Genomic DNA, 14526 nt, shown 5'->3' on the forward strand with positions numbered 1-14526 from the left:
GGATTAGCGTTGAACACTTTTTTGTGAACGACACTGATTCATTGTGGGAGCGAGCCTGCTCGCGAAGAGGCCAGTGAAGACAGCAAAAAAATCGCCCTTGAATTTCAGTGTTCCTGCGCCCGATAGGCCCCCGGTGTCAGCCCGGTCCACTTCTTGAACGCCCGGTGAAACGCCGACGGTTCGGAAAACCCCAGTTGCTCGGCGATCTGTTGCAACGACAGGTCAGCGCGGCTCAGGTGGTAAATCGCGATGTCTCGGCGCAACTGGTCCTTCAGTTCCTGAAAGCTCGAACCCTCTTCCCTCAAATGCCGGCGCAAGGTTTGCGGGCTGATGTGCAAGTGCGCGGCCACGGCTTCCAGGTCGGGCCAGCGTGAACTGTCGCGGCTGAGCAGCAAGCGCCGCAAGCGGCTGCTCAAACTGTCGCCATCATCCGGGCGCGAGAGCAGGTCGGCGGGGGAGCGCTCGAGGAAATGCTTGAGGGTGCGCTCATCCTGCAACAGCGGCATGGCCAGGTAGCGGCTGTGAAACAACAGGCTGCTCTGGGGGCTGGAAAACTCAAGCGGGCAGGAAAACAGCAGGTCGTACTCGGCGCCGTGTTCCGGTCGGGAGTAGCTGAACCTGGCCTGTTCCAGGCGAATGCGCTGGCCGATCAGCCAGCTGCCGAAACGGTGCCAGATCACCAGCAGAGCCTCGGTCAGAAAGTGGTCCGGGTCCCAAAGCTGCGAGTCGTCCAGGCTCAGGCGGACCCATTCGTCCTCGTGAGTCAGGGTCAAGCGTGGAGCCCCGGGGAATAGGCTGTAAAACAATAAGCCGCGATTGAGTGCCTTATCCAGGCTGCGGCAGTGGATCACGGCATGGCACATCATCGCGAAACTGCCCGGTCTGCTCGGGGCTTGCCCGAACCCCAGGTACTCGTCGTCCAGTGCCAGCCATAAGGCCTGAATCAGTTGGGTGAATTGCTCTGGAGCGATGCGCGCCCGGGGTTCATCAAGCAACTCGGGGCTGATCCCCAGTTGTTGTAGCAGGCCCGAATAATCGTAGCCGTGCCGACGCGCACCACCCAGGGCGGCGAGGGCGAAATGACTGGCGATGGTGCGTTCGCGCATGGCAGCAGGCCTGACCGTTGAACGACGGATGGTAGCTGCGCGCTGCGGGCATGAACAGGGCGGATATCCGCCAAATTGCAGGACGACTTTTAGTGGAAGGGCGGAAATCCGCCACATGCATGTAACCATTCGGTGACAGGGAGTTTGCTGCAACCCCTGATATCAAAAGGCATGCAGGGGTTTTACGGAAGGTGGCACGGGCCTTGCGATACAACTTCCAGAGGCCTGCCGTTGCGCAGCTCGAAAAAACAAATCCCTCCAGTGCAGGAGGGTTCGCAATTGCGGTGTTGCGGGCAACAGATGGATGTTGTCACCGGGCACCCTTGAGGAACTTTGCAATGACGACTCGTCAGCCACTGTACAAATCCCTGTATTTCCAGGTGATCGTTGCAATTGTCATCGGTATCGCCCTCGGTCACTACTATCCACAGCTCGGTGTGGCCGTTAAGCCACTGGGCGACGGGTTCATCAAGCTGATCAAAATGATCATCGCCCCGATCATCTTCTGTACCGTTGTCAGCGGCATCGCCGGCATGCAGAACATGAAGTCCGTCGGCAAGACCGGTGGTTATGCTCTGCTGTACTTCGAAATCGTGTCGACCATTGCCTTGCTGGTCGGTCTGGTCGTGGTCAACATCGTGCAGCCAGGTAATGGCATGCATATCGACGTCGCCACCCTCGATGCCTCCAAGGTTGCCGCTTATGTGGCGGCCGGTGCCGACCAAAGCGTCGTCGGCTTCCTGCTGAACGTGATCCCTAGCACCATCGTCGGCGCCTTCGCCACCGGCGACATCCTGCAAGTGTTGATGTTCTCGGTGATCTTCGGTTTCGCCCTGCATCGCCTTGGAGCCTACGGCAAGCCGCTGCTGGACCTCATCGATCGCTTCGCCCACGTGATGTTCAACATCATCAACATGATCATGAAGCTCGCGCCCATCGGTGCCTTCGGTGCCATGGCGTTCACTATCGGTGCCTACGGTGTCGGCTCGCTGGTGCAACTGGGTCAACTGATGGCGTGCTTCTACATCACTTGCCTGCTGTTCATCCTGATCGTGCTGGGCTCCATCGCCCGCATGCACGGCTTCAGCGTGTTGAAAATGATCCGCTACATCCGTGAGGAGCTGCTGATCGTGCTCGGTACTTCTTCTTCGGAATCGGTGCTGCCACGCATGCTGATCAAAATGGAGCGTCTGGGCGCGCAGAAATCCGTAGTAGGCCTGGTGATCCCGACCGGCTACTCGTTCAACCTCGACGGTACTGCGATCTACCTGACCATGGCCGCGGTGTTCATTGCCCAGGCAACCGATACGCCCATGGACATCACGCACCAGATCACCCTGCTGGTGGTGTTGCTGCTGTCCTCCAAAGGCGCTGCGGGTGTGACCGGTAGTGGTTTCATCGTACTGGCTGCAACGCTGTCCGCCGTCGGCCACCTGCCAGTTGCCGGCTTGGCGCTGATCCTCGGTATCGACCGTTTCATGTCCGAAGCCCGTGCCCTGACCAACCTGATCGGTAACGCCGTGGCGACCATCGTTGTGGCCAAGTGGGTCAAGGAACTGGACACCGACGTGCTGCAAGCCGAACTGGCTTCGGGCGGACGCGGCATTGCCGACGAGCCTAAAGACGATGTTTTGGGCCACGTCGAAGAGGGAGCCCCGGCTAACGCCAAGTAAGCCTTGTCCTGATGAAAAACCCGCTTCGGCGGGTTTTTTGTTGCCTGCGGTTTGAGCGTAACGGTCACTGCACGTGGCGCATAAGGTGATTGCCGCAAAGCGATCGGCTGCCTAGGCTGTGGGCATTGTTAAGGGAGAACGTTCATGCTCGGTCCATTGGCATCACTCAAGGTTCTGGATTTCTCGACACTGCTGCCGGGGCCGTTCGCTTCGTTGCTGCTGGCGGACATGGGCGCCGAAGTGTTGCGCATCGAATCACCGACCCGCATGGATCTGCTGCGGGTATTGCCGCCCCACGATCAAGGGGTGTCGGCCAGTCATGCCTACCTCAACCGCAACAAGCGTAGCCTGGCCCTGGACCTCAAACAGCCTGAGGCGCTGGATGTCATCAAGCAGCTGTTGCAGGACTACGACATCGTGCTGGAGCAATTCCGCCCCGGTGTCATGGAGCGACTGGGGCTGGGGTATGAGGCCCTGAAGGCGATCAACCCAAAACTGATTTATGTGTCGATCACCGGCTACGGCCAGACCGGTCCCTACAAGGACCGCGCCGGCCACGACATCAACTATCTGGCCTTGTCCGGGCTGGCGAGTTACACCGGCCGAGCCGAAAGTGGGCCACTGCCGTTGGGCATGCAGGTGGCGGATGTCGCCGGTGGCTCGCTGCACGGGGTGATTGGCTTGCTGGCGGCGGTAGTCGCCCGGCAGCAAACCGGTCAGGGCCAGCACCTGGATGTCAGCATGACCGACTGCGCGTTCAGCCTGAATGCACTGGCGGGTGCCGGATATCTTGCCTGTGGCGTCGAGCCGGGGCCGGAAAACCAGGTGCTCAATGGCGGCAGCTTTTACGATTACTACCGTTCCCGGGATGGGCGCTGGCTGTCGGTGGGCAGTCTGGAACCGGTGTTCATGAAGCAGTTGTGCACGGCATTGGGGCTGGAGGAACTGGCTGGCTTGGGCCTGTCACCGCAAGCGGCGCATCAGAAAAAGCTAAAAGACGCGCTGAAGGTCGAATTCGAAAAGCATGATTTTGCCGAGTTGCGTGCGCTGTTCGCGGAACTGGATGCGTGCGTCGAACCGGTGTTGAGCCTGGGAGAAGCGCTGTGTCATCCACAGTTGCAGGCGCGGGAGTTGGTGGCCGAAGTGCCGCGGGGCGATGGTTCGGTTCAGGCGCAGATGGCTTGTCCGCTGAAGTTTTCAGAGGGGTTGCCTGAGCCGAAGTATATCGGCGCGGCGCTGGGGCAGCATACGGATCAGGTGTTGGGGGAGTTGGGGTTTAGCGTTGAGCGAATTGAAGAGCTGCGGAGTAACAACGTGATTCTCTAGTGTTTGTACTGGCCTCTTCGCGGGCAAGCCCGCTCCCACAGTGGCCGGGGTTGTCCACAGAACTTGTCATCGACGCGAGTCCCTGTGGGAGCGGGCTTGCCCGCGAAGAGGCCAGTACAGCCACCGCAAATCTCGCTACTCGACCCGCATCTCCCCACTGAACACCAAGGTGTTGCGACACCGCCGGCACAGATACCGCCGCCCTTGCCGCACCAGGCTGTGGCGCTGGGCCGAGAACGGGAAGTCGCTGTCGGCGCATGGGCATTTGTAGATGTAACGGGTCACGCTGCGGCGTTTGACGTCATAGGTGTGGCAGCGGTTGGGCGGCAGTTCGTACACGCCGCGCATGATCAATTGCCACTCTTCGCCATGGGGCTGGATGCGGTCGCCGAACAGCTGGTGGGCGATCAGGTGCGCGACTTCATGGGCCACGGTCTGCTTGAGAAAATCCTCGGTATTGTCCCGGTACAGCTGCGGGTTGAAGCGCAGCAGGTTCTCGTGCAAATGCGCGACACCGGCTTTTTGCCCGCGTAGCTTGAGGCTCACCACAGGGCGCTTGAAAGGTCGTTTGAAAAAGGATTCGGCTAGTTGGAAACAGTCTTCGACGCGGGAATTGAGTTGCTCGGGCATGCTTGATGGATCTCCAGAGCGCTCGAGTATGCCGCAACCCTCGGGCCGTGCGAATCACCAGGTTGCCGAATGGTCGTGGACTTTCTCCTTGCTGAAGAATGAAAAGGCCACCTTGCGGCGGCCTTTATCGGCATTTCTGACTTTCGGTGATGAGCGGCTAATTGGTGTAGACCGGCCCCACGCCGAGTCCCCAGACAATCACGGTGAACGCCATGATGGCGACCAGCACCACCAGGCCTACGGCGAGCACTGAACTTGAAAACAGGAAGCCCTCGTCAGATGGAATGTTCATGAACGTCGGTAAGCCCACATACAGCAAGTACACCGTGTAGCAGATGGCTGCAGTGCCGACGATCATCCCCAGCCACAAGTGCGGGTACAAGGCCGCGAGGCCGCCGATGAACAAGGGGGTCGCGGTGTAGGTTGCAAACGCAATGCAGCGGGCCAGGCTTGGGTTGGCGTCGTAGGTGCGGGCCATCCAGTGAATGAATGCGCCCATTACCGCTACACCGCCGAGCATCGCCAGGTACGACATGACCGTCATCCATATCGCGCTTTCTACGGTCAACATCACGGGAGGCCGATTGCCGATAACCCAGCCGACCTGCGTGGTGCCAATGAAGGCAGACACGGCGGGGATGGCCGCCAGGATCAGCGTATGGGTCAGGTACATGTGGCTGATGCTTTCCTCCTGGTCGCCACGGATTTCTTTCCATTCTTGGTCAGGGTGGGTGAAGAGCCCCACTACGTGATGGATCATGCCAGTCACTCCTCTTGTCTTTACCGTCGCCCCCCAGTGGAGCGCCTACGGGCCAATGCGGCCAAGCAAGTCACAGGTCTGAAATATGTAAGCGACCTTATGTCGCAGTATAGGGAGGAGTTTCCCCAGAGGGTGTAGGGGCTTTAGAGCAAATTGCGCTGTAAACCCGGTTGTTAATCGCTGCAGGGTCTGTAGGTGAGCTAGAGATGTTGCCCCCTCGCCACAAGTGCAAAGAATTTGCGTAAAATGCCCGCCTTTCGTCACACCTCACGGATTTCGCGTCATGGGCACTCTCACGGTCAACCAGAACAAACTGCAAAAGCGCCTTCGCCGACAGGCCGGTGAGGCGGTTGCCGATTTCAACATGATTGAAGACGGCGACAAGGTCATGGTCTGCCTGTCCGGTGGCAAGGACAGCTACACCATGCTCGATGTGCTGATGCACTTGCAGAAGGTCGCGCCGATCAAGTTCGAGATCGTGGCCGTGAACATGGACCAGAAGCAGCCGGGCTTCCCGGAGCACGTGCTGCCGGCCTACCTGAAAGAACTGGGTATCGAGTACCACATCGTCGAGAAAGACACGTATTCGGTGGTCAAGGAGCTGATTCCGGAAGGCAAGACGACGTGTTCGCTGTGCTCGCGCCTGCGTCGCGGCACGCTCTACACCTTTGCCGATGAAATTGGCGCGACCAAGATGGCCCTGGGTCACCATCGCGACGACATCGTCGAAACGTTCTTCCTGAACATGTTCTTCAACGGTTCGCTCAAGGCCATGCCGCCGAAGCTGCGCGCCGACGATGGTCGAAACGTGGTGATCCGCCCGCTGGCCTACTGCAACGAAAAAGACATCCAGGCCTACTCGGACTTCAAGCAATTCCCGATCATTCCGTGCAACCTCTGTGGTTCCCAGGAAAACCTGCAGCGTCAGGTGGTCAAGGAAATGCTGCAGGACTGGGAACGCAAGACCCCGGGCCGTACCGAGAGCATTTTCCGCAGCCTGCAGAACGTGATCCCGTCGCAACTGGCGGACCGCAACCTGTTTGACTTCACCAGCCTCAAGATCGACGAAAGCGCCGCATCGCGCTTCGTCAACGTGGTCAACCTCTGATTAAAACTGTGGGAGCGGGCCTGTGGCGAGGGGGCTTGCCCCCGTTTGAGTGCGTAGCACTCACAAGATCTTTGGTACATCGGAGATCTTGGGGCCGCTTCGCAGCCCAACGGGGGCAAGCCCCCTCGCCACAAGCCCGCTCCCACATTTGTTTTTCGTTTCAATCCTCAGGAGAGGGCATGCGCGATTACAAGTGGCTCAATGAATACTGTCTGAACCGCTTCGGTTCGGCGGCTGAACTGGAAGCCCATCTGCCCGTTCCCAAGACTCCCGCGCAACTGCGCAAGATCAGCGACGATCGCTACCTCTCGATGATGGCGCTACGGGTATTCCGCGCCGGGCTCAAGCACAGCCTGGTGGACGCCAAGTGGCCGGCCTTCGAAGAGGTGTTCTTCAGGTTCGACCCGGAAAAAGTCGTGCTGATGAGCGCCGAGCACCTTGAGCGGCTGATGCAGGACACACGGATCATCCGTCACCTGGGCAAGCTCAAGAGTGTGCCGCGCAATGCGCAATTCATACTGGACGTGGCCCATAAAAAGGGCAGCTTCGGCGAACTGATCGCCGACTGGCCGGTGACCGATATCGTCGGGCTCTGGACCTTCCTGAAAAAACGCGGGCATCAGTTGGGTGGCCTGTCAGCCCCGCGCTTCCTGCGGATGATCGGCAAGGACACCTTTGTGCCGAGCTACGATGTGGTCGCGGCTTTGAATGCACAGGACATCATCGACAAGGTGCCGAGCAGTCTGCGCGACCTGGCGTTGGTGCAGGACGTGTTCAACCAGTGGCATGCGGAAAGTGGCGGGCGGCCGATGAGCCAGATTTCGATGATGCTGGCTTACACAGTGAATCATTAAGACCGAGTCGCCCCCTTCGCGAGCAAGCCCGCTCCCACATGGGATCTGTGTCGCTCACAAATCCCCCTGTGGGAGCGGGCTTGCTCGGGTAGAAGGCGTCAGATCAGGCGACGGAGGCCCCGCCTTCACCCGCCAGCTTGCGGTTCAACTGATAACGCCAGCGCACATACAGCAGTGCCGAGCAAAACACCGCCAGGCTTGCGCCCATCTCCAGCAAACCGAAGATTTGCCGGTTCGGGTCATAAGCGGCCAAAGCACCCTTGATGAAATACAGGTTCACCACAAAGCACATCCATGAATGCCCGCGAGGACTGCCGATGATCATGCCCGGCGCCAGTATCAGCAGTGGCACCAGTTCGATCAGCAGAATCACCCATGGCCGGGCGCCATGCAGGTCGGCAATCAGCAGGTAGTAGACGCACAGCAGGCCCACTAGCCCCAAAAAGCACAGCAGGCTGATGACACGCATCGCCCGCACCCGAGGCTCGAGCCAGTCAATGGCAGGGAGTATCTTCGGCTTCCTGGCCATTTCAGTTCTCCAGTTTCTGTGCAGTCTTGGCCAGGCGCATGCCCAGCGCGCGGCACAGCGCCACTTCATGGCTATCCAGGCCGCTTTTGCCATCGGCACCGGCGTGGTGGCTGGCGCCGTAGGGTGTGCCGCCGCCCTGGGTTTCCAGCAGTGCCGATTCGCTGTAAGGCAGGCCGGTGATCAGCATGCCGTGGTGCAACAACGGCAACATCATCGACAGCAGGGTCGTCTCCTGGCCGCCGTGCAGGCTCGCGGTGGAGGTGAACACGCCGGCCGGTTTACCCACCAGGGCGCCGGTCAGCCACAGGTTGCTGGTGCCGTCGAGGAAGTACTTGAGCGGTGCGGCCATATTGCCGAAGCGGGTCGGGCTGCCGAGTGCCAGGCCAGCGCAGTTCTTCAGGTCGTCGAGGCTGGCATACAGCGCGCCTTCCTCGGGAATCTGCGGCGCAACAGCTTCGCATTCGGTGGAAATCGCCGGCACCGTGCGCAGGCGGGCCTCAAGCCCGGCCTGTTCGACGCCACGGGCGATCTGCCGGGCCATTTCGTTGGTCGAGCCGCTGCGGCTGTAGTACAGAACCAGAATGTACGGTGCACTCATGGCAGCAGTTCCAGGATCTGCTCCGGTGGGCGGCCGATGATGGCCTTGTCGCCGACTTCGAGAATCGGTCGCTCCATCAGTTTCGGGTGGGCGGCGATGGCGCTAATCAATTGCGCTTCGCTCAGGCTGCTGTCGGCCAGATTGAGAGTCTTGTACTCGTCCTCGCCGGTGCGCAGCAGTTGCCGCGCGCTGATCCCCAGCTTGCCCAGCAGGCGCTGGATTTGCGAGGTGTCCAGCGGAGTGTCCAGGTAACGCACCACGGTCGGGGTCAGGCCACGGGCTTCTAGCAGTTCGAGCGCACCGCGGGATTTCGAGCAGCGCGGGTTGTGATAAAGCGTCAGATCGGTCATGAGCGGTTCGCATCTTGCGTAAGGTGGCGGCTATTCTAACTGTGCAGCGCGCAATCCAGAACCGTGAGAGGCGATGGGTCGCAGGTGCATTCAATTTTTGAAAAGGAACACGACATGACAAGGCGACTGGCAGCAGCATTGGCGATCATCGGAGCGTTGATGCTGGGGGGCTGCGGGAATGACTATGGCATCGACCAGGACGGCCACAAGATCGCCGCCGACCGACTGGATGGCAAATGGCTGGTACTCAACTACTGGGCAGAATGGTGCGGTCCTTGCCGTACCGAAATCCCGGAGTTGAACACCCTGGCCGAGCAACTCAAGGGCAAGAAAATCGGTGTGTTCGGGGTTAACTTCGACAACGTCCAGGGTCAGGAACTGAAGGACGCGAGCGAGAAACTGGGGATCAAGTTCACGGTGTTGGCCCAGGACCCTGCCGAATTGTTCGAATTGCCACGCAGCGAGGCATTGCCGGTGACGTACATCATCGATAACAAGGGCAAGGTGCGTGAGCAGTTGATGGGTGAACAGACGGCGGCGGGGGTGATGGCGAAGCTTGAGGCGTTGCAGGCGAAGAATTGATCAGGTGATCGAATTCATTGTGGTCAGGGGCTTTTTGTGGCGAGGGGGCTTGCCCCCGTTCGGCTGCGTAGCAGACGCAAAACCGAAACACACGGTGAGCCTGACGAAATGAAGTGACCGGGATTAGGGCTGCTACGCAGCCCAACGGGGGCAAGCCCCCTCGCCACAGTCATCCATCAGGATGCAGAAGAGGAGGCGATCAACCTTCCTCAAGCCACCAACGCAGCGGCTTGCCTTCGGCTGGCCAGAAGCGGATCTGCTCGATCGGGGAGACGTCCCAGCGCTGGACGTTTTCCAGGGCCTGCAGGAAGCGTTTTTCCTGCTCCATCAGCGCCGGCGCGCACAGTTTGCGGGTGCTGCCGATTTTGCCGAAGGTCAGTTTGTCGCCCTCCAGGGTGTACGGCGCGAACCAGTGGTTGCAGCCGCCATTGCCGTAGGCCCGGCTATCTTCACCGAGCGTGATGGTCAGGTGGCTGTAGTCCATCAGCGGCCGCTCGCCGATCCACTCCAGGATGTAGCTGCGATTGTGTTCAAGCTGCACCGGCTCGGCGGCGCAGCCCAGCAGGCTGGCACCGGCCATCGCGCTCAGAGCGAGGCGTTTCATCACGCAGGCTCCTGGCATTTCGGGCACAGGTGTTTCTCGCCGACGGTAGTCCAGCCCAGCTCGGCAATTCTTGCGGTGGCGGCAGGTTTTTCAGCCTTGTTGCCCAGTTTGGCGTCGACGGCGAACTCGAAGCTCAGTGCTTTGGCGCAGCTGTCGCAGTTCACTTGCCAGGTATGGATCGCCAGTTCGCCGAACACCGGACCGCTGGCCACCGCGACCCATTGGCCGGGCGGATTGATCAGGTGGCGAACCGTTTCGACGGTCAGGCGCATGGACAAGTCCTTGGCGCCCTTGAGGGTCACGACCAGCACGTCGTTGTTGCGAATCGAGCCACCGTTGCCGGTGACCTGATAACGCCCCGGCACCAGGGCGCGGCATTCGGTGAGGGTGTGTTGCGGGTTCATCAGGCTGTAGCGGAAATCGTGTTCGACCATGGGTCCTCCAAATATGCGCGATATGCTAGCACGGGCTTGCATGCCGCATCGCGCAGGCCGATGACCTTCGATCCGTTTCAGTCGCCCGTGACCAGGTTTTCCGGCGTGCCCGCCACCCAGGCGGCGATGTTGCGCAACGTGGTGGCGGCAATCGCGTCCAGCGCTTCGTGGGTCAGAAAGGCCTGGTGCGCGGTGACGATCACGTTAGGAAAGGTCAGCAGCCTGGCCAGCACATCGTCTTGCAACGGCAGGTCGGAACGGTCCTCGAAGAACAGTTGCGCCTCCTCCTCATACACGTCCAGCCCCAGATAGCCGAGGCGACCGTCTTTCAGCGCGTCGATCAGCGCCGGGGTGTCCACCAGGCCGCCTCGTCCGGTATTGATCAGCATCGCGCCCGGTTGCATGTGCGCCAGTGATTCGCGGTTGATCATATGCTTGCTCTGCTCGTTGAGCGGGCAGTGCAGGCTGATGATCTGCGATTCGGCCAGCAGTTGCGGCAGGCTCAGGTAGCGCGCGCCCAAGGCTTCGACCTGCGGGTTGGGGTAGGGGTCATAGGCCAGTAACCGGCAGCCAAAACCGTTCATGATTTTGGCGAATGTGGCGCCGATCTGCCCGGTGCCGACCACGCCGACCGTCTTGCCCACCAGGTCGAAACCGGTCAGCCCTTGCAGTCTGAAATCCCCATCGCGGGTGCGGTTGCAGGCGCGGGGCAAGCGGCGGTTGAGTGCGAGGATCAGCGCCACTGCGTGTTCGGCCACGGCGTGAGGCGAATAGGCCGGGACGCGCACGATGGCCAGTCCCAGACGTTTTGCCGTTGGCAAGTCGACGTGGTTGTAACCCGCCGAGCGCAGGGCGATCAGGCGCGTGCCTCCAGCGGCCAGGCGCTCGAGCACTGCCGCGCCAAGGTCATCATTGATAAACGCGCAGACCGCTTCATACCCTTGGGCGAGCGCTACCGTGTCGAGGCTCAGGCGCGCAGGCTGAAATTGCAGCTCGATGCCGGCCGGTTGCCCGGCCGCGCGAAAGCTGTCGATGTCGTAGTTCTGGCTGCTGAAAAGAATCGTACGCATGATTTCCTCTTTGCCTCGTTCCAGTAGTAGCTGGCTTGCCGGCGATGAGGGTATCAAGCTCTACGTTGTCCTTGAGGCCGCCATCGCTGGCAAGCCAGCTCCCACAGAGCTTACGCTGATACTTGATTCCCACGATTGCGCTGCATCAAGCGTTCATTCGCGCGTGAGCTGCCAGGCGATTGATCGCCCGGTCGAGTTCATCGAGTGCCACGCTGGCTTTCGGGTCCTGTTGCTTGAGCAGGGTTTCGCTGCGTTGGCAGGCCGCACGCAATTGCGGTACGCCGCAATAACGCGTCGCGCCATGCAGCCGATGGACCCGTTCGATCAGGGCGTTGTGGTCATCGCTCTGCTGAGCCAGACGGATGGCTTCGCGGTCAGCCTCCAGAGAGGCGAGCAGCATCGCCAGCATGTCTGCGGCCAGATCAGCTTTGCCGGCGGCCAGGCGCAATCCTTCCTCGTGGTCGAGCACCAACAAGTCATGTGCGCCACCGTGCCCATCGCCGGAGCGCTCCGGGCTGTGATTGCGCAGCGCCAGGCCGCTCCACTTCAGCACCACCTGGGCCAGTTGTCGTTCGCTGATCGGTTTGGTCAGGTAGTCGTCCATGCCACTTTGCAACAGTGCGCGTTTTTCGTTGGCCATGGCGTGGGCGGTGAGGGCCACGATCGGCAACGGCGTGCAATGCCGTTCGCTTTCCCACTGGCGAATCGCCTCGGTGCTCTGGCGACCGTCCATGCCGGGCATCTGCACGTCCATCAATACCAGATCGAATGTCTCGTTCTGTACCGCCTTGACGGCGGCATAACCGCTTTCCACCGCAAGCACCTTGGCGCCCATGTCTTCGAGCAGGGTCTGCACCAGCATCAGGTTGGCCGGATTGTCATCGACGCACAGCACCTTCGGTGCACGGCTGGACACCGGTTCGCCCGGCTCGCTGCGCATCGGGCGCGGGCTGACCAGGTCAGACAGGGAGCGTCGCAGCTTGCGGGTACAGGCCGGTTTCGCCTGGAGCTGGCTGTGGGGGTTGGGCACGGAAAGGTGGAACAGCGTCTGTTCCGTGGTCGGGCACAGCACCAGCACTTTGCAGCCAAGGTGTTCGAGGTCCCAGATGTGCTGGTTGAGGCGTTCCGGCGGCATGTCGTTGCTGGTGATGCCGAGCACGGCGAGGTCGATCGCCTGATCGGTCTGGTGGGCGGCGGTGACGCCATTGGTCAGGCTTTCCAGGGTATTGAACGGCGTGGTGCTCAGGCCACAGTCTTCCAGTTGATGCTGCAACGCCTGCCGGGCCAGTTCGTGGTTTTCCAGCACCGCCACCCGGCGCCCGAGCAAGGGCGCGGCGGGCAGGTCTTCGGCATCGTCGCGGGCTTTCGGCAGGCTCAGGCTGATCCAGAATTCCGAGCCTTCCCCGGGCGTGCTGTCGACACCGATCTCGCCGCCCATCTGTTCGATCAGGCGCTTGGAAATCACCAGGCCCAGGCCTGTGCCGCCGGGTTGCCGCGACAGCGAGTTGTCGGCCTGGCTGAAGGCCTGGAACAGGGCGCGCACGTCCTGGTTGGACAGACCGATGCCGGTGTCCTGGATGCTGATGCGCAGTTGCACGGTGTCTTCGTGCTCTTCTTCGAGCATGGCGCGGGCGACGATGGTGCCTTCGCGGGTGAACTTGATTGCGTTGCTCACCAGGTTCGTCAGGATCTGCTTGAGCCGCAGCGGGTCGCCGACCAGGGACAGCGGCGTGTCCCGGTACACCAGGCTCACCAGTTCCAGCTGCTTGGCGTGGGCGGCGGGGGCGAGGATGGTCAGGGTGTCTTGCAGCAGGTCGCGCAGATTGAACGGAATATGGTCGAGCACCAACTTGCCAGCCTCGATTTTCGAGAAGTCGAGAATCTCGTTGATGATGCCCAGCAGGCTGTCGGCGGATTTTTCGATGGTCCCCAGGTAGTCGAGCTGGCGTGGCGTGAGCTCGCTTTTTTGCAACAGGTGGGTGAAGCCGAGAATGCCGTTGAGCGGCGTGCGGATTTCATGACTCATGTTGGCCAGGAATTCGGACTTGATCCGGCTCGCTTCCAGGGCTTCCTTGCGCGCCAGGTCCAGTTCGATGTTCTGGATCTCGATGGTTTCCAGGTTCTGGCGCACGTCTTCGGTGGCCTGGTCGATGCTGTGCTGCAATTCTTCCTGGGCGTTTTGCAGGGTGCCAGCCATGCGATTGATGCCGGAGGCCAGTTCGTCCAGCTCCTGGCTGCCGAGGGGCGGCAAGCGGGTTTCCAGATGGCCGTCCTTGAGTTGGGCTACGGCCTGCTTGATCTGGCTCAGTGGCCGGTTGATCGTACGACCCATGCGCAGGGCCAGCAGTGCCGCACCGATCAGTCCGGCTGCGATCAGCATCAGGCTGGCGAACAGGCTGCGATAACCGCGCAACAGCATGCTGTTATGTGACAGCTCCAGTTCGACCCAGCCCAGCAGGCGGTCGGCTTCCTCGGGAATCACGTCTCCGGCCAGGTTGCGGTGTTTACCGAACACCGGCAGCAGATAGCGGGTCGCATCGTTGCCACTGCGGCGCAGCATCTGCATGCCGCTGCCGGAAGGCGTCTGGTTGAGCATGGTCGGGCCGGCGTGGGCCAGCAGCGTGCGGTCGGGAGACAGGAAGGTCACGGCCCGTACGTCAGTTTGTTCCAGGGCCTGGGTGGCGATGCGTTCGAGCAGTTCGTTGTCCTGATGGCCCATGGCTGGCGCCGCCAGGGGAGCCAACTGCTCGGCGATCATTTCGCCGCGCTGCATGAGTTGGGTTTGCAGGTCAGCCTGTTGCATCCAGGTAAAATACCCCCCCAGCACCAACGCCATCAGGCTGGTTGGCAACAGGGTCAGCAACAGCACGCGGCCTTTGATTCCCAGTTTCTTGAGCACGCC

At 60.9% G+C, this 14526-nt stretch carries 15 protein-coding genes; 5 read left to right on the forward strand and 10 right to left on the reverse strand.

The annotated features are described in order from the left end of the window. Positions 1 to 104 precede the first annotated feature (104 nt). The gene (locus Q8X48_RS02370; protein WP_407799314.1) at positions 105 to 1106 is read right to left on the reverse strand and encodes an AraC family transcriptional regulator; all 1002 of its coding nucleotides are present in this window, start codon (positions 1104 to 1106) and stop codon (positions 105 to 107) included. A 338-nt stretch (positions 1107 to 1444) separates the two neighbouring features. On the opposite strand from Q8X48_RS02370, the gene Q8X48_RS02375 reads away from it, so the two are divergent. Both Q8X48_RS02375 and Q8X48_RS02380 read left to right on the forward strand, forming a co-directional pair. Continuing rightward, on the forward strand, positions 1445 to 2779 hold the full coding sequence (locus tag Q8X48_RS02375; RefSeq protein WP_126047090.1) for a dicarboxylate/amino acid:cation symporter: 1335 nt from the start codon (positions 1445 to 1447) through the stop codon (positions 2777 to 2779). A 144-nt stretch (positions 2780 to 2923) separates the two neighbouring features. Next, positions 2924 to 4105, forward strand: coding sequence for a CaiB/BaiF CoA transferase family protein (locus tag Q8X48_RS02380; RefSeq protein ID WP_407799315.1), 1182 nt, complete (start codon positions 2924 to 2926; stop codon positions 4103 to 4105). 135 nt (positions 4106 to 4240) lie between these two features. On the opposite strand, the gene Q8X48_RS02385 is transcribed toward Q8X48_RS02380, so the two are convergent. Further along, positions 4241 to 4735, reverse strand: coding sequence for a SprT family zinc-dependent metalloprotease (locus Q8X48_RS02385; RefSeq protein ID WP_126047086.1), 495 nt, complete (start codon positions 4733 to 4735; stop codon positions 4241 to 4243). Between the two features lie 157 nt (positions 4736 to 4892). Further along, positions 4893 to 5495 carry a Yip1 family protein gene (locus tag Q8X48_RS02390; protein WP_015096459.1) on the reverse strand — a complete coding sequence of 201 codons (603 nt, stop codon included), beginning with the start codon at positions 5493 to 5495 and terminating at the stop codon, positions 4893 to 4895. Between the two features lie 283 nt (positions 5496 to 5778). Here Q8X48_RS02390 and ttcA point away from each other — a divergent pair, with 283 nt between their 5' ends. Together ttcA and Q8X48_RS02400 are read left to right on the forward strand one after the other, a co-directional pair. Beyond that, positions 5779 to 6603 carry a tRNA 2-thiocytidine(32) synthetase TtcA gene (gene ttcA, locus Q8X48_RS02395; RefSeq protein WP_015096458.1) on the forward strand — a complete coding sequence of 275 codons (825 nt, stop codon included), beginning with the start codon at positions 5779 to 5781 and terminating at the stop codon, positions 6601 to 6603. A 179-nt stretch (positions 6604 to 6782) separates the two neighbouring features. Beyond that, a complete protein-coding gene (locus tag Q8X48_RS02400; RefSeq protein ID WP_407799316.1) occupies positions 6783 to 7457 on the forward strand; it encodes a DNA-3-methyladenine glycosylase I in 675 nt (224 codons plus the stop codon). Positions 7458 to 7560: 103 nt separating this feature from the next. Here the strand turns inward: Q8X48_RS02400 and Q8X48_RS02405 are convergent, their stop codons facing one another. The 3 genes from Q8X48_RS02405 to arsC are packed head-to-tail and all read right to left on the reverse strand — an operon-like array spanning position 7561 to position 8934. Further along, complete coding sequence (locus tag Q8X48_RS02405) at positions 7561 to 7986, reverse strand: DUF2069 domain-containing protein (protein ID WP_126047084.1); 426 nt, start codon at positions 7984 to 7986, stop codon at positions 7561 to 7563. 1 nt (position 7987) lies between these two features. After that, on the reverse strand, positions 7988 to 8584 hold the full coding sequence (gene wrbA, locus Q8X48_RS02410) for an NAD(P)H:quinone oxidoreductase (RefSeq protein ID WP_407799317.1): 597 nt from the start codon (positions 8582 to 8584) through the stop codon (positions 7988 to 7990). Then, complete coding sequence (gene arsC / locus Q8X48_RS02415; protein ID WP_407799318.1) at positions 8581 to 8934, reverse strand: arsenate reductase (glutaredoxin); 354 nt, start codon at positions 8932 to 8934, stop codon at positions 8581 to 8583. Before arsC ends, wrbA begins: the two co-directional genes overlap by 4 nt. Before the next feature lie 114 nt (positions 8935 to 9048). Between arsC and Q8X48_RS02420 the strand changes: the two genes are divergently transcribed. Then, positions 9049 to 9516, forward strand: a complete 468-nt coding sequence (locus tag Q8X48_RS02420) for a TlpA disulfide reductase family protein (RefSeq protein ID WP_217836135.1) — start codon at positions 9049 to 9051, stop codon at positions 9514 to 9516. Positions 9517 to 9715: 199 nt separating this feature from the next. Here Q8X48_RS02420 and Q8X48_RS02425 read toward each other — a convergent pair whose 3' ends face one another. From Q8X48_RS02425 to Q8X48_RS02440, 4 genes are all read right to left on the reverse strand, one after another. Then, positions 9716 to 10120, reverse strand: a complete 405-nt coding sequence (locus Q8X48_RS02425; protein WP_407799319.1) for an META domain-containing protein — start codon at positions 10118 to 10120, stop codon at positions 9716 to 9718. Then, positions 10120 to 10554, reverse strand: coding sequence for a hypothetical protein (locus Q8X48_RS02430; protein ID WP_015096451.1), 435 nt, complete (start codon positions 10552 to 10554; stop codon positions 10120 to 10122). The genes Q8X48_RS02425 and Q8X48_RS02430 overlap by 1 nt, the downstream gene beginning before the upstream one ends. A 77-nt stretch (positions 10555 to 10631) precedes the next feature. Beyond that, positions 10632 to 11624, reverse strand: coding sequence for a 2-hydroxyacid dehydrogenase (locus Q8X48_RS02435; RefSeq protein WP_407799320.1), 993 nt, complete (start codon positions 11622 to 11624; stop codon positions 10632 to 10634). Between the two features lie 145 nt (positions 11625 to 11769). Continuing rightward, positions 11770 to 14523: a response regulator gene (locus tag Q8X48_RS02440; protein WP_407799321.1), complete on the reverse strand. Its 2754-nt coding sequence runs from the start codon at positions 14521 to 14523 to the stop codon at positions 11770 to 11772. Between the last annotated feature and the right edge of the window lie 3 nt (positions 14524 to 14526).

Source organism: Pseudomonas sp. QLc11A (genome assembly GCF_052112305.1).
Taxonomy (GTDB): domain Bacteria; phylum Pseudomonadota; class Gammaproteobacteria; order Pseudomonadales; family Pseudomonadaceae; genus Aquipseudomonas; species Aquipseudomonas laurylsulfatiphila.